Source organism: Pseudomonas glycinis, from assembly GCF_054871425.1.
Map to the genome: position 1 here is coordinate 294873 of NZ_JBTYHF010000003.1, position 18222 is coordinate 313094.

Consider the following 18222-nt stretch of genomic DNA (forward strand, 5'->3'; position numbering starts at 1 on the left):
GCCTGCTCGCGAAAGCGGCATGTCAGTCGACACATTCATTGAATGATCAATCGCATTCGCGAGCAGGCTCGCTCCCACAATGGATTTCCACAGAATTCGAGAAATCACAGGCACAAAAAAACGGCCCGCTTCCTCTAGGAAACGGGCCGTTTTCATGTGAGCCGAAGCTCAGTCCATCACTTGTTCAGATGGAAGTCTTTTTCCGCTGCCTCGAAACGCTCAACCATGCCGCGAGTCGGTTCACCCGCCTTGCTGACAAAGTAGATGGCCAGGCTGGCGAAGATGAAGCCCGGAATGATTTCGTACAGACCCAGCAGTTCGAAATGCTTCCAGACCACCACGGTGATCGCGCCGACCAGAATACCGGCCAGTGCGCCGTTGCGGGTCATGTCTTTCCAGACCACCGAAATCAGCACCACCGGACCGAATGCAGCACCGAAACCGGCCCAGGCGTAGGAGACCAGGCCCAGTACGCGGTTTTCCGGGTTGGCAGCCAGCGCGATAGCAATCAGGGCTACCAGCAGCACCATGGCACGACCGACCCAGACCAGCTCCAGTTGCGAAGCGGATTTGCGCAGGAAGGCTTTATAGAAGTCTTCGGTCAGGGCGCTCGAGCACACCAGCAACTGGCAGCTCAGGGTGCTCATCACCGCAGCCAGAATGGCCGACAGCAGTACACCGGCAACCCATGGGTTGAAGAGGATTTTCGCCAGTTCGATGAACACGCGCTCCGGATTCTCGATCACAGGACCGGCTACTTCCGGGTGCGCCGAGAAGTAAGCGATACCGAAGAAGCCCACCGCAACGGTGCCGCCCAGGCACAGGATCATCCAGGCCATGGAAATGCGACGCGCCTTGGCGATCGACTTCACCGAATCCGCCGCCATGAAACGCGCGAGGATGTGCGGCTGGCCGAAGTAGCCCAGACCCCAGCCCATCAGCGAGATGATGCCGATGAAGGTTGTGCCTTTGAGCATGTCGAAGTTGCTTGGATCTTGCGCTTCGATGGCGAGGAACGTGGTGTCAACGCCGCCTGTGGCCAGCAGGACGATGATCGGCGTAAGGATCAGCGCGAAGATCATCAGCGTGGCTTGGACGGTGTCGGTCCAGCTCACTGCGAGGAAACCGCCGATGAAGGTGTAGGCAATCGTCGCCGCAGCACCGGCCCACAGCGCCGTTTCGTAGGTCATGCCGAACGTGCTTTCGAACAGACGGGCACCAGCGACGATGCCGGAAGCGCAGTAGATGGTAAAGAACACCAGAATCACGATCGCCGAGATAATCCGCAGCAAGCCGCTTTTATCTTCGAAACGGCTGGAAAAATAATCCGGCAGAGTCAGGGCATCGCCGTTGTGCTCGGTCTGCACACGCAGACGGCCGGCGACAAACAGCCAGTTCAGGTAGGCACCGACGATCAGGCCGATGGCGATCCAGCTTTCGGACAGACCGGACATGTAGATGGCGCCCGGCAGGCCCATCAGCAACCAGCCGCTCATGTCGGAGGCACCGGCAGACAGCGCGGTGACGACGCTGCCGAGGCTGCGACCACCGAGAATATAGTCGGAAAGGTTGTTGGTGGAGCGATAGGCCATCAAGCCGATCAGCACCATTGCTGCGATGTAGATCACGAACGTGATCAGGGTTGGATTGCTTACGCTCATTGAGTTACGCCCTGGCTTTGTTTTTATGTAGCGGCGGTGGTGAACCGCTCGCAAACGACGACGTTTGGCAGACGATCCGGGATCCCGCGCATTTAAGACTGATGTTTCCCCAGGAAAGCCATCAGCCGGTGCACCGGGTTATTCCCGGTTGCACCTTGGCGGCGAATGCTATGCAACAAAGCAAATAAGGTGCAACCAGTTTCGCGAGAATTAGTTGCACCCAGTCGGATTAATCGACGATCACCCCGTTTTTGCTCCCTTTTGTCGCAGTCATGGCTCTTTGCTAGAAGCAAAAGCACCAAGCAGGAGCAGCACTTTCGTACCAGAAATTATTTCCTGACGAGCTGCGTATTATTCCGGCAAAAAAAGGGTTGCACCCGGTTGCACCTCATTCAACGCACGGCTAATCTTGCGGCCAGCTGATGCCACGCAACTGTGGCAACCATGAGGATAAAAATATGGCTACCACCACCCTTGGGGTCAAACTCGATGACCCGACCCGCGAGCGCCTGAAGGCTGCCGCAACCTCGATTGATCGCACGCCGCACTGGCTGATCAAGCAGGCAATTTTCAATTACCTGGAAAAACTCGAGGGTGGTGCAACCCTGACCGAGTTGAACGGTTTGACCGCCAAAGACGCCGATGACGCAGGCGAAGTGCAGACCGATCACGCTCACCAATGCTTCCTCGAATTTGCTGAGAGCATTCTGCCGCAATCCGTGCTGCGTGCTTCGATCACCGCCGCCTACCGCCGCCCTGAGCCGGAAGTGGTGCCGATGCTGATCGAGCAGGCGCGCCTGCCAGCACCGATGGCCGAAGCCACCAACAAGCTCGCCGCGACCATCGCCGAAAAACTGCGTAACCAGAAAAGTGCCGGCGGTCGTGCGGGCATTGTTCAGGGTCTGTTGCAGGAATTCTCCCTGTCGTCCCAGGAAGGCGTGGCGCTGATGTGCCTGGCCGAAGCGCTGCTGCGCATCCCGGACAAAGGCACCCGCGATGCGCTGATCCGCGACAAGATCAGCACCGGCAACTGGCATCCGCACCTGGGCAACAGCCCTTCGCTGTTCGTCAACGCTGCGACCTGGGGTCTGCTGCTGACTGGCAAACTGGTCTCCACCCACAACGAAGCCGGCCTGACCTCGTCGCTGAGCCGCATCATCGGCAAGAGCGGCGAGCCGATGATCCGCAAGGGCGTCGACATGGCCATGCGCCTGATGGGCGAGCAGTTCGTTACCGGTGAAACCATCGCCGAAGCACTGGCCAATGCGAGCAAGTTCGAAGCCAAGGGCTTCCGCTATTCCTACGACATGCTCGGTGAAGCGGCACTCACCGAAGTCGACGCGCAGAAATATCTGGCGTCGTACGAACAGGCGATCCATTCGATCGGCAAAGCGTCCCACGGCCGTGGGATTTATGAAGGCCCGGGCATTTCCATCAAGCTCTCGGCGCTGCACCCGCGTTACAGCCGTGCGCAGTACGAGCGGGTGATGGACGAGCTGTACCCGCGCCTGCTGTCGCTGACCCTGCTGGCCAAGCAATACGACATCGGCCTGAACATCGACGCCGAAGAAGCCGACCGCCTCGAGCTGTCGCTGGACCTGCTTGAGCGCCTGTGCTTTGAGCCGCAGCTGACTGGCTGGAACGGTATCGGTTTCGTTATCCAGGCTTACCAGAAGCGTTGCCCGTACGTGATCGATTACGTGATCGATCTGGCTCGCCGCAGCCGTCATCGCCTGATGATCCGCCTGGTGAAAGGTGCGTACTGGGACAGCGAAATCAAGCGCGCCCAGGTCGAGGGTCTGGAAGGCTATCCGGTCTACACCCGCAAGGTGTACACCGACGTTTCCTACATTGCTTGCGCACGCAAACTGCTGTCGGTACCGGAAGTCATCTACCCGCAATTCGCTACGCACAACGCCCACACCCTGTCGGCGATCTACCACATCGCCGGTCAGAACTATTACCCGGGCCAGTACGAGTTCCAGTGCCTGCACGGCATGGGCGAACCGCTCTACGAACAGGTTGTAGGCAAGGTTTCAGAGGGCAAGCTGAACCGTCCGTGCCGCGTGTACGCACCGGTCGGCACTCACGAAACCCTGCTGGCTTACCTCGTACGTCGCTTGCTGGAAAACGGCGCGAACACTTCGTTCGTCAACCGCATCGCCGACCAGTCGATTTCGATTCAGGAACTGGTGGCCGATCCGGTGGCGCAAATCGAGCAGATGGCCACCGTGGAAGGCGGTTTCGGCCTGCCGCACCCGCGCATTCCGCTGCCGCGTGATCTGTACGGTGCCGAGCGCGCCAACTCCAGCGGCATCGACATGGCTAACGAACATCGTCTGGCCTCGCTGTCCTGCGCTTTGCTCGCCACTGCACACAACGACTGGAAAGCCGCGCCGATGCTCGGTTGCGCCTCCAGCAACGAAACGCCGGTTGCCGTTCTGAACCCGTCCGATCACCGCGATGTGGTCGGTCACGTTCAAGAAGCTACCGTCGAAGACGTCGACAACGCCATTCAATGCGCGCTGAACGCCGCGCCGATCTGGCAGGCCACCCCGCCGGCCGAACGTGCTGCGATCCTGGAACGTGCCGCTGACTTGATGGAAGGCGAGATCCAGCCGCTGATGGGCCTGTTGGCTCGCGAAGCCGGCAAGACCTACGCCAACGCCATCGCCGAAGTCCGCGAAGCGGTCGACTTCCTGCGTTATTACGCAGTGCAGGCGCGCAACGATTTCAGCAACGACGCCCACCGCCCACTCGGTCCGGTGGTGTGCATCAGCCCGTGGAACTTCCCGCTGGCGATCTTCAGCGGCCAGGTCGCTGCGGCATTGGCCGCCGGTAACCCGGTACTGGCCAAACCGGCTGAGCAGACTCCGCTGGTCGCCGCTCAAGCCGTGCGCCTGATGCTCGAAGCCGGCATCCCGGAAGGCGTGCTGCAACTGCTGCCGGGCCGAGGTGAAACCGTCGGCGCCGGTCTGGTCGGTGACGAACGCGTCAAAGGCGTGATGTTCACCGGTTCCACCGAAGTCGCGCGCTTGCTGCAACGCAATATCGCTGGCCGTCTCGACAGCCAGGGCCGTCCGATTCCGCTGATCGCCGAAACCGGTGGCCAGAACGCGATGATCGTCGATTCCTCGGCTTTGACTGAACAAGTGGTAATCGACGTGGTGTCGTCGGCCTTCGACAGCGCCGGTCAGCGTTGCTCGGCACTGCGCGTGCTGTGCCTGCAGGAAGATTCCGCCGATCGCGTCATCGAAATGCTCAAAGGTGCCATGGCCGAAAGCCGTCTCGGCAACCCCGAGCGTCTGTCCGTGGACATCGGCCCGGTGATCGACGCCGAAGCCAAGGCCGGCATCGACAAGCACATCCAGGGCATGCGCGACAAAGGTCGCAATGTTTACCAGGTGGCGATTGCCGACAGCGAAGAGGTCAAGCGCGGCACCTTCGTCATGCCGACCCTGATCGAATTGGAAAGCTTCGACGAACTGCAACGCGAAATCTTCGGCCCGGTACTGCACGTGGTGCGCTACAAGCGCAAGGAGCTGGACCAACTGATCGGCCAGATCAACGCCTCCGGTTACGGCCTGACGCTGGGCGTGCACACGCGCATCGACGAGACCATCGCCAAGGTGATCGACAACGTCAACGCCGGTAACGTCTACGTCAACCGCAACATCGTCGGTGCCGTGGTCGGCGTGCAGCCATTCGGCGGCGAAGGCCTCTCGGGTACTGGCCCGAAAGCCGGCGGCCCGCTGTATCTGTACCGCCTGCTGTCGACGCGCCCTAGCGACGCAATCGAGCAATCCTTCGCTCGCGGTGACGCCATCAGCGCCCCGGACGTGCGTTTGCGCGATGCCATGAGCCAATCGTTGAACGCGCTGAAAGCCTGGGCCGACAACAACAAGTTCGCTGACCTGAGCACCCTGTGCGTTCAGTACGCTGCGCAATCGCAGAGCGGCATCACCCGCGTGCTGGCTGGCCCGACCGGCGAGAAAAACAGCTACGCCATCCTGCCGCGCGAACACGTGCTGTGCCTGGCGGAAGTTGAAGGTGATCTGCTGACGCAACTGGCGGCGGTGCTGGCGGTGGGCGGTTCGGCGGTGTGGCCGGAAACCGAACTGACCAAGGCGCTATTCGCCCGCCTGCCGAAGGAAGTGCAGGCGCGGATCAAGCGCGTTGCCGACTGGAACAAGGACGAAGTGGTGTTCGATGCCGTGCTGCATCACGGCCACTCCGACCAGTTGCGCGGCGTCTGCCAGCAGATCGCCCAGCGTGGCGGTGCAATCGTTGGCGTTCAGGGCCTGTCCCAGGGCGAGACCAACATTGCCCTGGAGCGTCTGGTAATCGAACGGGCATTGAGCGTCAACACCGCTGCGGCGGGGGGTAATGCCAGCTTGATGACGATCGGTTAAACCCGATAAACCGGGCACCTGCATAGGTGTCCGGCATAGCAACAATCCCTGTGGGAGCTGGCTTGCCAGCGATAGCGATTTTTCAGTCAACCATCAATGTTGACTGAACTGCCGCCATCGCTGGCAAGCCAGCTCCCACAGTTGTTTTCGGCGCCTGTTAAGTCCGCGCGCGGCTCCAACATCACGCTTATCAATCATCCTGTTCAGTCTTTATCAGCACGCCTAGACTCGGCCCAACCCCAATTTCCAGGTAGGCCGCCATGTCCGAGACGCTGCTCAGTTCCCGCAATCTGGCTTTCGAGCTGTACGAAGTCCTCGATGCCGAGGGCCTGACCCGGCGCGAGCGCTTTGCCGAGCACAATCGCGAGACCTTCGACGCCGCCATCGGCACCGCGCGCAACATCGCCGAAAAGTATTTCGCCCCGCACAACCGCAAGGGCGATGAAAACGAGCCGCGCTATGAAGATGGCCAGGCCATTCTGATTCCCGAAGTGAAACCGGCGGTGGATGCCTTTCTCGAGGCCGGCTTTCTCAACGCCGCACGCAGCTTCGAGGCCGGCGGCATGCAATTGCCGACCCTGCTGTCGCAAGCCTGCTTCGCGCACTTTCAGTCCGCCAACGCAGCGTCGACCTCATACCCGTTCCTGACCATGGGCGCGGCCAATCTGATCGAGAGCTTCGGCAGCGAAGAGCAGAAACAGCGCTTCCTGCAACCGATGATCGACGGACGTTTCTTCGGCACCATGGCCCTGACCGAGCCCCATGCCGGTTCGTCACTGTCGGATATCCGCACCCGCGCCGAGCCCGCATCCGACGGCACCTATCGCCTCAAAGGCAACAAGATCTTCATTTCCGGCGGCGATCATCCGCTGTCGGAAAACATCGTGCACATGGTGCTCGCCAAACTGCCCGACGCCCCGCCGGGGGTGAAAGGTATTTCGCTGTTTATCGTGCCGAAGTTTCTGGTCAACGACGACGGCAGCCTCGGCCAGCGCAACGACGTGCTGCTCGCCGGCTTGTTCCACAAGATGGGCTGGCGCGGCACCACATCAACGGCGCTGAACTTCGGCGATAACGGCGAGTGCGTCGGATATCTGGTAGGCAAGCCACACCATGGCTTGAGCTACATGTTCCAGATGATGAACGAAGCGCGGATCGGCGTCGGTATGGGCGCGGTCATGCTCGGCTATGCCGGTTACCTGTATTCGCTGGAATATGCGCGTGAGCGGCCGCAGGGCCGGGTGCCGGACAGCAAGGATCCGACCACGGCGCCGGTGGCGATCATTCAGCACGCGGACGTCAGACGCATGCTGCTGACGCAGAAATCCTACGTCGAAGGTGCGTTTGACCTCGGCCTGTATGCCGCGCGTTTGTTCGATGACACCACCACGCTGGAAACCGAAGCCGAACGCAAACAGGCTCATGAGCTGTTGGACCTGCTGACGCCGATCGTCAAATCCTGGCCTTCGGAGTTCTGCCTCAAAGCCAACGAACTGGCGATCCAGATTCTTGGCGGCCACGGCTACACCCGTGAATATCCGGTGGAGCAGTACTACCGCGACAACCGCCTGAACCCGATCCACGAAGGCACCCACGGCATCCAGTCGCTGGATTTGCTCGGGCGCAAACTGGCGCAGAACGGTGGCGCCGGTCTCAAGCAGCTGATTCGATTGATCGCCAACACGGCCGAACGTGCCACTGCATACGATTCGTTGACCACCCTGCGCGAACCGCTGGAAAAACTCGTGGCCCGCTTGCAAACCGTGACCATCGGCCTGCTCACCGATCTGGCCCAAGGCAAGGTCAACAGCAGCCTGGCGAACTCGGCGCTGTACCTGAAAGTGTTCGGTCACGCAGTGATCGGCTGGCGCTGGCTGGAGCAGGCGATCCGCGCCGAGGAAGGCCTGGCCAAAGGCAATTCGGCGGATGTCGACTTCTATAAGGGCAAGTTGCAGGCGGCACGGTATTTCCTGACATGGGAAGTGCCGGGTTGCCAGCATGAGCTGGACTTGCTGGAGGCGCGGGATGATACGTGTCTGGGGATGCGGGAGGAGTGGTTCTGATCTGCAAGTTGTTTTGCGACTGAAACCATTCGCGAGCAGGCTCGCTCCCACAGGACACGTGGTGTTCACAGGATGCGTGAACATGCCGAATCCAATGTGGGAGCGAGCCTGCTCGCGAAGGCGTCAGCCCAGGCGATACAGCTTCAACTCAACTTGAACCCACCCATCTGCCGCGCCAGATCATCCGCCAGCCGCTGCAACATCTGACAATCCTCACGACACGCACGAACCTCCCCCGCCGTCGCCCGTGCCAGATCGGAAATCCCCTGCACGTTGCGGTTGATCTCTTCGGTCACCGCCGACTGTTCTTCGGTCGCTGTCGCCACCTGGTGGTTCATATCGCTGATGCGCTCGACCTGACCAGTGATCGCCGTCAGCGACGCGCCGGTCCGCTGGCTCGATTCAACCCCGGTGCCAGTCGCGGCCTGGCCGGTGCGCATCGATGACACGGCGTTTTCCGCGCCTTGCTTGAGGCTGCCGATCATCAGTTGAATTTCGTCGGTCGAGGCCTGGGTCCTGCGCGCGAGGGTGCGCACTTCATCGGCGACCACCGCGAAGCCACGGCCCATATCGCCAGCGCGGGCAGCTTCGATGGCGGCGTTGAGTGCGAGCAGATTGGTCTGTTCGGAAACGCCACGAATCACCGCCAGCACCGAATCGATCGACGCCACTTGCTGCGCCAGCTCACCCACTGCGCCCGCCGCTAGGCCGATCTCATCGGACATGCTTTCGATATGACGGATCGAGCCACCGACCACTTCCCGTGCCTGCAACGCCTCATCGCGCGCGGTTTGCGAGGCAAGCGCGGCGTTGCCAGCATTCTGCGCGATTTCCTGCACGGTCAGGCCCATTTCGTGGACGGCGGTGGCAACCATATCCGTCATTTCCTGCTGCCGGCCCGAACGCTCGGCGGTGTTATCCACTACCTTCGCCACCTGCCCCACGGCCGTGCGCAGGCGCTCGCTGGTGGTGAGCACTTCGCCGATCATTGCGCGCTGGCTGTCGAGGAAACGATTGAAGCCACGCGCCAGGTCACCCAGCTCATCGGCGCGGCTGGAATCTAACCGGTGGGTCAAATCTCCACCACCGCTACCAATGGCCACCAGCGCCCGTGTTACTTGGCGAATCGGTCGCACCAGACCCCGCGCCAGCCACACCACCAACGCCAGGCAGACCAACGCCACCACCAGACCGATGCCGCCACTCATCCACATCGCTTTCCGTGCTTCGGCGTAGATCTGCGACTGCGGCACTTCGGCCACCAGCGTCCAGCCGAGATCGCGCAGCGGCAGGCTGAAGGCGAGGAAGTCTTCACCGTCGCGCTGGAAGCTACTGTTGACCGCCTCCTTGTGCCCCATCAGCGCTTGCGCCGCATTGGCACCGATCTGCTCGGTCAAGGTGCGTTTGCCGCTGAACTGCGCCTCAGGATGGACCTGAATCAAACCGTCGGAACGCACGAGATAGACCTTGCCGCGTTCACCGAAACTGAAGTTGTGGATCAGCTCCGACAGCTCTTTCATGCTCAGCCCAAGCCCGGCGACACCGACGACTTTGCCGGCCTGCTCGACCTTCAAATCGATGAACAGGGCCAGCTCGCCTGTCGCGCCGTCGTTGTCGATATTGAGGGTACGCGGCTGATTGCTGTCGAGAAAGGAATAGAACCAGGCGTCGGCCGGTTTGGCGCGACTGAGGGTGCGGTCCAGGCCTTTTTCGGTGATGTAGTGATTGGATTCGGTGCCGATGATCAGCGCAGTGAAGGCCTTGTGTTCGGCGCGGATGCCTTCCAGATACTGCGCGAAGAGCGCAGTTTTGCTGCTGTCCTCGCCTGTCGCCAGCCAGTCACGCACCATGGTGTTGCTGGCGATGTCCTTGGCGGCGGTGAGCGGTTGTACGAGGATGCGTTCGATATCGTTGCGCGTCGCTTCGATACTCGACGGCAGCGCTTGCTCGACCAGGTAGCTCTGGGCGAGGCGGTTGACCACCAGGGTATAAATGCCAACCACAATCACGATGCTGATCAGCAGGGCCGCGCCCATGCCGAGAATCAACTGCCACTGAATACTGCGTCGCCACCACTGCATGGAGCACCCCCAAGGAATAAGTGGCCGAAACACTGCAACAGCCGTGCCGATTGTATACATCCCAACCGACAATCTATTCCTTGGTTGTGCGCAACTTCATCAGCCCTGACTGATGGTCTTGGCAATCGTCTCGACCGTGGCGCTGACTTGCTCTTGATAACGCTCGAGTTCTTCTTTGTGCTGCTTTTTCATTTCGATCTGCTGCGAGCACAGATTCATCGCCGCGAGCACCAGCAAACGGTCGCCGATCAGCGTCGGGTATTTGCGCTTGGTGTCTTCCAGCGCTGCCTTGAGCATCATCGCCGCGTCCAGCAGGGTCTGTTCTTCCCCGGCCGGTGCCTTGATCGAATAGTCCTCGCCGAGAATGGAGATGACTTTTACCCCTGCTGTGCCGTGGTTCATGCGCTGACAGGACCGGCATTGACGCGATCAACCAGCGCCTGAATGCGCGCGGCGGTGGCGCCGTGTTTTTCTTCCTGCTCCATCAGGTTCAGTTGCAGGTTTTCGTTTTCATCCTTGGCCTGGGCCAGTTCCGTGGACAGGGTCTGGTTGGTCTGCAGCAAGGTCTGGTTCTGTTGCACCAGGTCGCTGACGAGCTGTTCCAATTGGCTGAGGGATGCTTCCAACATTTTGATCTTCCAAGCGTTTTTCAAAGGGCGCGTACGATAAAGAAAAGTCACCACGGATGCCAGGGTTAAACCGGCGCAAGGCCTTGATTTTCCTGGCGGGCAAGCGTTCTCGCGAGTTTAAAAGACTGTGCTTGGTCGATCTGGTTCCTGCACTTCGTCGCTCAAGCCTGTCTGCGACAAATACGCACACCACCTCAAGACTTTAGTCGTATGACCGATAAGTCACCCATACAGCAGTCTCAACCCGCATGGATGCGGCCCTTTTCGGTATCCGCCCATGTCCCTTCGCAATATGAATATCGCCCCACGGGCGTTCACCGGCTTCGCCCTGATCGGCGGCCTGATGTTGATCCTCGGCGTGTTTGCGCTGAACCAGATGAGCAAGATCCGCGCGGCCGGCGAAGACATCGCCACCGCCAGCGTGCCGTCGATCAAGGCTCTGGACGAATTCACCCAACTGACCCTGCGCCTGCGCGTGCTGTCCTATCGTTTGCTGATCAATCGCGAACCCGACGTGCAGCAGAAAACCATCGAGCTGTTCGACCTGCGCAATCGCCAGATCGCCGATGCGCAACGCGCATACGAGCCACTGATCGAAGGCCCGCAGGAGCGTGCGGCGTACGATCAGTACGTGCAATTGCTGGCGCAGTACCGTCAGCTTGAAGAACGCATGAAAACCCTGTCGCGCAACAACCAGATCGCCGAGTTGCAGCAGATGCTCAACAACGATTTGCTGAGCAACTCAGAGGCCGTCAACACCGCACTTGCGCGTCTGCTGGAGATCAATACCCAGCAAATTGCCGAGACTGATCAGGGCGCCAAGGATCAGTACTCGATGTCGTTCGATCTGGTCGTCACTCTGCTGGTGATCGCCAGCGGCCTGACCTTGCTGTTCGCCTGGCTGCTGACCGTGAGCATTACCAAGCCGATTTCCAAGGCACTCGAGGCGGCGGAAACTATCGCCGAAGGCAACCTCACCCAGCCGATCCATGTCGATGGCGAAGATGAAGCCGGGCGCCTGCTGGCGGCGATGGCGAAGATGCAATCGAAGCTGCGCGACACCCTGCAGCGCATCTCCGGTTCGGCCACACAGCTTGCGTCTGCTGCGGAAGAGCTGAACAGCGTCACCGACGAAAGTGCGCGCGGCCTGACCCAGCAGAACAACGAAATCGAGCAGGCCGCCACGGCGGTCAATGAGATGACCAGCGCCGTCGAAGAAGTCGCGCGCAACGCGGTCAGCACTTCGGAAGCCTCGAAAAACGCCACCACTTCGGCGGGCGACGGCCGTGATCTGGTGCAGGAAACCGTCAGCGCCATCGAACGCATGAGCGCCGACGTGCAGAGCACCGCGTCGCTGATCGGCGACCTGGCCAATGAATCCCGCGACATCGGCAAGGTGCTCGACGTGATTCGTGGCCTCGCCGATCAGACCAACCTGCTGGCATTGAACGCAGCAATCGAAGCGGCCCGTGCCGGTGAGGCCGGGCGTGGTTTCGCCGTGGTGGCGGACGAAGTGCGCGCCCTGGCCCATCGCACCCAGCAGTCGACCAGCGAAATCGAGCGCATGATCGGCAGCATCCAGAGCGGCACCGAACACGCCGTGGATTCGATGCGCAACAGCACCGAGCGCGCCGAGTCGACGCTGAACATCGCCCGTGGCGCCGGGATGTCGCTGGACACGATCAACAGCGCCATCGTCGAAATCAACGAGCGCAACCTGGTCATCGCCAGCGCCGCCGAAGAGCAGGCGCAGGTGGCGCGGGAAGTCGATCGCAATCTGGTCAACATCCGCGATCTGTCGGTGCAGTCGGCAACCGGCGCCAATCAGACCAGCGCGGCGAGCAATGAGCTGTCGCGCCTGGCGCTGGATTTGAACAACATGGTTGGGCGGTTCAGCCTGTAACACACCTCGCTTGAGCTTCCCCTGTGGTGAGGGGATTTATCCCCGTTGGGTGGCGAAGCCGCCCCAAAAACAGCGTATGCGGTTTCATCAGAGGACCCGCGTACAGCGGTTTTACGACGGCTGCGCCGCCGAACGGGTATGAATCCCCTCGCCACAGTCATCATTCGCCGCATTTCCAGGGTGATTTTGCAGAAAACCTTTTTGACAGCATCACATTTCAACAGGTTAGAATCGCTGGCACGCAGACTGCATGGTCAGTTTGTGCCTCGTCTTTACGCTTCTGGAGTACTGCCTTTGAATGCGACGACCATCAACAGCCTGTTCTTGATCGGCGCGTTGCTGGTAGGCGCAAGCATTCTTGTCAGTTCTCTTTCTTCACGTCTCGGCATTCCGATTCTGGTCATCATTCTCGCGGTCGGCATGGCGGCCGGAGTCGATGGTGGCGGGATCATTTTCGATAACTACCCGACGGCCTATCTGGTCGGCAACCTCGCCCTGGCAGTGATCCTGCTCGACGGCGGCTTGCGTACGCGGGTGTCGAGTTTCCGCGTGGCCTTGTGGCCGGCGCTGTCGCTGGCCACGGTCGGGGTGTTGATTACCACCGGGCTGACCGGCATGGCCGCTGCGTGGCTGTTCGACCTCAATCTGATTCAGGGCCTGCTGATCGGCGCCATCGTCGGCTCGACCGACGCCGCTGCGGTGTTCTCGCTGCTCGGCGGTAAAGGCCTCAACGAACGAGTCAGCGCCAGTCTGGAAATCGAATCCGGCAGCAACGACCCGATGGCGGTGTTTCTCACCGTCACCCTGATCGACATGCTCGCCAGCGGCGAAACCGGCCTGCACTGGAGCCTGCTGAGCCACCTGATCCGCGAGTTCGGCATCGGTGGCGTGATCGGTCTGGGCGGTGGTTGGGTGATGCTGCAACTGGTCAACCGCATCAATCTCGCCGCCGGGCTCTATCCGATCCTCATCATTGCTGGCGGTCTGGTGGTGTTCGCGCTGACCAACGCCTTGCATGGCAGCGGCTTCCTTGCTGTCTATCTGTGCGGCCTGGTGATCGGCAACCGCCCGGTGCGCAGCCGCCACGGCATTCTGCACATGCTCGACGGCATGGCCTGGCTGGCGCAGATCGGCATGTTCCTGGTGCTGGGCCTGCTGGTCACGCCCCACGATCTGCTGCCGATCGCCCTGCCCGCCCTCGGTCTGGCGCTGTGGATGATTCTCTTCGCGCGGCCGCTGTCGGTGATGGTCGGCCTGCTGCCGTTCAAGGCCTTTCACGGTCGCGAAAAAGCCTTTATTTCCTGGGTCGGCCTGCGCGGCGCGGTGCCGATCATTCTCGCGGTATTCCCGCTGATGGCCGGGCTGCCGCAAGCGCAGCTCTACTTCAATCTGGCGTTCTTCATCGTGTTGGTTTCGTTGCTGGTGCAGGGCACGAGCCTGCCGTGGGTGGCCAAATTGCTCAAGGTGACCGTTCCGCCAGAACCAGCGCCGATATCCCGAGCGGCACTGGAAGTGCACGTGACCAGCGAGTGGGAGCTGTTCGTTTACAAGCTCGGCGCGGAGAAATGGTGCATCGGCTCGCCCCTGCGTGAGCTGAAAATGCCCGAAGGCACACGCATCGCGGCGCTGTTTCGTGGCCAGCAACTGCTCCATCCGTCGGGTAGTACGGTGCTGGAAGTCGATGATTTGCTGTGTGTTATTGGCCATGAACACAACTTGCCGGCCCTCGGCAAACTGTTCAGCCAGGCACCGCAACGCGGCCTCGATCTGCGTTTCTTCGGCGACTTCGTGCTCGAAGGAGACGCCCAGCTTAAAGCGGTTGCAGCGCTGTATGGCTTGCCGGCCGAAGGCATCGATCCGGACATGACTCTGGGCGCGTTCATTGCGCAAAAAGTCGGGGGTGCCCCCATCGTCGGTGACCAGGTGGAGTGGAACAACACCCACTGGACGGTGGCGGTCATGGACGGGAACAAGATCGGCAAAGTGGGCGTCAGATTCCCCGAAGGAAGTCGCCCGGGCCCCGGACTCTTCCTCTAAACTGCTCCCACTCTCACTTGCTTGACCGGTCTCTATGCCTACCCTGCGCTCCTTTTTCGCCGCGGCCCTGCTGGGCCTCAGTCTTGTCGTCGGCCCGCTGCATGCTGCCGAACCACCGTCCAGCGATGCCGTGCAGGCCAGCCTCGACAAGCTGGCCGACAGCAAACTGCCGGACGCCGACAAGAAGACCCTGCAGACCGTCCTGCAGAACACCCTCAATCAGCTGAACAACCAGCGTGATTACGAGCAGAAACTGATCGATCTCAAGCGTCAGCTGGCCAACGCGCCGAAGCAGACGATTGAAAACACCCGCGAACTCAGCCGCCTCAAGGCCACCGCACCGGTGCCGGTAGCGCAGCGTTTTCCGAAAGAGTCGATCCAGCAACTGGAGCAGATCCTTACCGATCGCTCGACCCAGCAGAGCGATCTGCAAAAAGCCCTGGCCGAAGCCAACAGCCTGATCATCACCGCGCAGACTCGCCCCGAGCGCGCTCAGGCGGAGATTTCCGCCAGCCAGACGCGCATCCAGCAGATCAACACCATCCTCAAATCCGGCAAGGACACTGGCAAAACGGTCACTGCAGAACAGCGCGACCAGTTGAACGCCGAACTGGCCGCACTCAATGCGCTGATTCCACTGCGCCGCCAGGAACTGGCCGGCAACACCCAGTTGCAGGATCTGGGCAATGCTCAGCATGACTTGCTCTCGGAAAAATCCGATCGTCTCGACCGCGAGATCCAGGAACTGCAAACCCTGATCAACCAGAAACGTCTGGCGCAGTCGCAGGAAACCGTTACCCAGCAATCGATCGAAGCGCAGAAGGCCGGCGGCAGCAGCCTGCTGGCGAGCGAGAGCGCGACCAACCTCAAGCTTTCCGACTATTTGCTCAAGAGCACCGACCGTCTCAACGAAGTCACTCAGCAGAACCTGCAGACCAAACAGCAACTCGACACCCTGACCCAGAGCGATTCGGCACTGGACGAGCAAATCAACGTGCTCAAGGGCAGCCTGCTGCTGTCGAAAATCCTCTACAAACAGAAGCAGGCGCTGCCGCACTTGAAGGTCGACCGCGACCTCGCCGACCAGATTGCCGATATTCGCCTGTATCAGTTCGATGTCAGCCAACAGCGGGAGCTGCTGAGCAATCCGGCGACCTACGTCGACAATTTGCTGGCCACGCAGCCGCCGGAGCAGGTCACGCCGCAATTGCGCAAAAGCCTGCTCGATCTGGCTAATACCCGCGCTGATCTGCTCGAGCGGCTGAACCGCGAGTTGAGCGCGATGCTCAACGAATCGATCACCCTGCAGCTCAACCAGAAACAACTGCTGAGCACCGCGCAAAGCCTGCGCGCGACCCTCGACGAACAGATGTTCTGGATCCCCAGCAACAAGCCGCTGGACGTGGAATGGATGCGCGGTGTGCCCGAGCGCCTGGAGCGGCAGGTCAACACCCTGCCCTGGGCGTCGAGCCTGAGCGAACTGGCTGACGGCCTGACCCAGCGGCCATTGCTGTTCCTGCCATTGGCGCTGCTGATCGGCGCCCTGTTGTGGCGACGCAAGGCCCTGTACGGACGCCTCAACAAGGTTCACCAGGACATCGGCCACTTCAAGCGCGACAGCCAGTGGCACACGCCGCAGGCGATTCTGATCAACATCCTGTTGGCGATGCCGGTGGCGCTGGGTCTGGCGCTGTGCGGCCTGGCCTTGCAGATCGACGCGCGCGGGCAGAACGCCAACATGGGCGCGGCGCTGTTGCAGATGGGCCAGGCCTGGCTGGTGTTCTACACCGCGTACCGGATTCTTGCGCCGGGTGGCGTGGCGGAATTGCACTTCCGCTGGGAGAAGCCGCAGGTCGAGTTCCTTCAGGGCTGGGTGCGTCGATTGGGCCTTGTGGTCATGGCGCTGGTGGCCGTGGTGGCCGTCGCCGAATTGCAACCAGCGGCGCTGGCCGATGACGTGCTCGGCATGCCGGTGGTGCTGACCTGCTACGCCTTGATGGCATGGCTGCTCAGTCGCCTGCTGATCAGCAGCCCGACGCACCAGAACGCTTCGCTGTTCCGCAAAGCCGTCGGGGTGATGTTCACCCTGCTGCCGATCGCCCTGTTTGTTGCGGTGTGCTTCGGCTACTACTACACCGCGCTGAAACTCAGCGACCGTTTGATCAACACCCTGTACCTGCTGATGTTCTGGCTGGTGATCGAGGCCACTTTCGTACGGGGCCTGAGCGTTGCCGCGCGGCGTCTGGCTTATCAGCGCGCGCTGGCCAAGCGGCAGGCGGCGAAAGAGGCAGGCGACGGCGAAGCGGTGATCGAAGAGCCGACGCTGGATATCGAAAAGGTCAACGAGCAGTCCCTGCGCCTGATCCGTTTGGCCCTGCTCGGCGGTTTCATCGCGGCGCTGTACTGGGTCTGGTCGGACCTGATTTCGGTGTTCTCGTATCTGGACAACATCACCCTTTACGAATACACCAGCGGCACCGGCGCCAACATGAGCATGGTGCCGATCAGCATCGGCGACATGCTCGGCGCGCTGATCATCATCGGCATCACCTTCGCGCTGGCGCGCAACTTGCCCGGCCTGCTCGAAGTGTTCGTGCTGTCCAAGCTCAATCTGGCGCAGGGCAGCGCTTATGCAACAACCACGCTGCTGTCCTACGTAATTGCCGGCGTCGGTTTCGTCACCACCCTGTCGACCCTCGGCGTCAGTTGGGACAAATTGCAATGGCTGGTGGCAGCGCTGTCGGTAGGCCTCGGTTTCGGTATGCAGGAGATCTTCGCCAACTTCATCTCCGGCATCATGATCCTCTTCGAACGCCCGGTGCGGATCGGCGACACCATCACCATTGGCAATCTGTCGGGCACGGTGAGCAAGATCCGCATCCGCGCCACGACCATCACGGATTTTGACCGCAAGGACATCATTGTCCCGAACAAGACGTTCATCACCGGGCAACTGATCAACTGGTCGCTGACCGACACCATCACCCGCGTCACGCTGAAACTCGGCGTCGATTACGGTTCGGATCTGGACCTGGTCAAGGAACTGCTGCTCAAAGCGGCCCGGGAGAACCCGCGTGTGCTCAAAGAACCTGAGCCACACGTGTACTTCCTCAACTTCGGCGAAAGCACCCTCGACCACGAACTGCGCATGCATGTGCGCGATCTCGGTGACCGCAACCCGGTGCTGGATGAGGTCAACCGCTTCATCAATCGCGAGTTCAAGAAGCAGCACATCAACATCTCGTTCCGGCAGATGGAGGTTTACCTGAAGAACCTGCACGGCCAGGAATACAAGATGGTGCCTGTGGAACCCGAGAACAAAACCATCGTGCCGATCGTCGACGGGCAGAAACCGTTGCCGGAACCGCCACCGAGCAAACTCGACTAACCGACATGGTCCCAGCAGAATGCTCGGACATTCTGCTGGAGCCGGCCC

General features: G+C 60.8%; 8 protein-coding genes and 3 pseudogenes. 6 read left to right on the top strand and 5 right to left on the bottom strand.

Going from position 1 to position 18222, the window contains the following annotated elements; translation table 11 throughout:
• Positions 1-176 precede the first annotated feature (176 nt).
• The gene (gene putP / locus ACYSTU_RS08930; RefSeq protein WP_217864557.1) at positions 177-1661 is read right to left on the bottom strand and encodes a sodium/proline symporter PutP; all 1485 of its coding nucleotides are present in this window, start codon (positions 1659-1661) and stop codon (positions 177-179) included.
• Positions 1662-2119: 458 nt separating this feature from the next.
• On the opposite strand from putP, the gene putA reads away from it, so the two are divergent.
• Both putA and ACYSTU_RS08940 read left to right on the top strand, forming a co-directional pair.
• Positions 2120-6073, top strand: coding sequence for a trifunctional transcriptional regulator/proline dehydrogenase/L-glutamate gamma-semialdehyde dehydrogenase (gene putA, locus ACYSTU_RS08935; protein WP_136492375.1), 3954 nt, complete (start codon positions 2120-2122; stop codon positions 6071-6073).
• A 260-nt stretch (positions 6074-6333) separates the two neighbouring features.
• The gene (locus ACYSTU_RS08940) at positions 6334-8136 is read left to right on the top strand and encodes an acyl-CoA dehydrogenase (protein WP_136492376.1); all 1803 of its coding nucleotides are present in this window, start codon (positions 6334-6336) and stop codon (positions 8134-8136) included.
• 143 nt (positions 8137-8279) lie between these two features.
• Here ACYSTU_RS08940 and ACYSTU_RS08945 read toward each other — a convergent pair whose 3' ends face one another.
• The 4 genes and pseudogenes from ACYSTU_RS08945 to ACYSTU_RS08960 all read right to left on the bottom strand — a co-directional run bounded on the left by ACYSTU_RS08945 (position 8280) and on the right by ACYSTU_RS08960 (position 10846).
• Entirely contained in the window at positions 8280-9125 is an 846-nt protein-coding gene (locus ACYSTU_RS08945) for a methyl-accepting chemotaxis protein (protein ID WP_371699462.1), read from the bottom strand.
• A 21-nt stretch (positions 9126-9146) separates the two neighbouring features.
• Positions 9147-10277, bottom strand: a pseudogene (locus ACYSTU_RS08950) (cache domain-containing protein); the annotation flags it as partial.
• A gap of 39 nt (positions 10278-10316) precedes the next feature.
• Positions 10317-10619, bottom strand: coding sequence for a cell division protein ZapA (locus tag ACYSTU_RS08955; protein WP_039756738.1), 303 nt, complete (start codon positions 10617-10619; stop codon positions 10317-10319).
• Complete coding sequence (locus ACYSTU_RS08960) at positions 10616-10846, bottom strand: hypothetical protein (RefSeq protein WP_016772015.1); 231 nt, start codon at positions 10844-10846, stop codon at positions 10616-10618. The genes ACYSTU_RS08955 and ACYSTU_RS08960 overlap by 4 nt, the downstream gene beginning before the upstream one ends.
• Before the next feature lie 343 nt (positions 10847-11189).
• Here ACYSTU_RS08960 and ACYSTU_RS08965 point away from each other — a divergent pair.
• The 4 genes and pseudogenes from ACYSTU_RS08965 to mscK form a co-directional block, all read left to right on the top strand.
• A pseudogene (locus ACYSTU_RS08965) lies at positions 11190-11846 on the top strand (MCP four helix bundle domain-containing protein); the annotation flags it as partial.
• A 303-nt stretch (positions 11847-12149) separates the two neighbouring features.
• Positions 12150-12749: pseudogene (locus tag ACYSTU_RS08970) on the top strand (methyl-accepting chemotaxis protein); the annotation flags it as partial.
• Between the two features lie 294 nt (positions 12750-13043).
• Complete coding sequence (locus tag ACYSTU_RS08975) at positions 13044-14786, top strand: potassium/proton antiporter (RefSeq protein ID WP_123443994.1); 1743 nt, start codon at positions 13044-13046, stop codon at positions 14784-14786.
• Between the two features lie 34 nt (positions 14787-14820).
• Positions 14821-18174, top strand: coding sequence for a mechanosensitive channel MscK (gene mscK, locus ACYSTU_RS08980; RefSeq protein WP_076565278.1), 3354 nt, complete (start codon positions 14821-14823; stop codon positions 18172-18174).
• Positions 18175-18222 lie beyond the last annotated feature (48 nt).

Bases quoted from the DNA above. Each gene is read 5' to 3' on its own strand.
- putP (WP_217864557.1), bottom strand. From the start codon at position 1,661: ATGAGCGTAAGCAATCCAACCCTGATCACGTTCGTGATCTACATCGCA.
- putA (WP_136492375.1), top strand. From the start codon at position 2,120: ATGGCTACCACCACCCTTGGGGTCAAACTCGATGACCCGACCCGCGAG.
- ACYSTU_RS08940 (WP_136492376.1), top strand. From the start codon at position 6,334: ATGTCCGAGACGCTGCTCAGTTCCCGCAATCTGGCTTTCGAGCTGTAC.
- ACYSTU_RS08945 (WP_371699462.1), bottom strand. From the start codon at position 9,125: ATGATCGGCGAAGTGCTCACCACCAGCGAGCGCCTGCGCACGGCCGTG.
- ACYSTU_RS08955 (WP_039756738.1), bottom strand. From the start codon at position 10,619: ATGAACCACGGCACAGCAGGGGTAAAAGTCATCTCCATTCTCGGCGAG.
- ACYSTU_RS08960 (WP_016772015.1), bottom strand. From the start codon at position 10,846: ATGTTGGAAGCATCCCTCAGCCAATTGGAACAGCTCGTCAGCGACCTG.
- mscK (WP_076565278.1), top strand. From the start codon at position 14,821: ATGCCTACCCTGCGCTCCTTTTTCGCCGCGGCCCTGCTGGGCCTCAGT.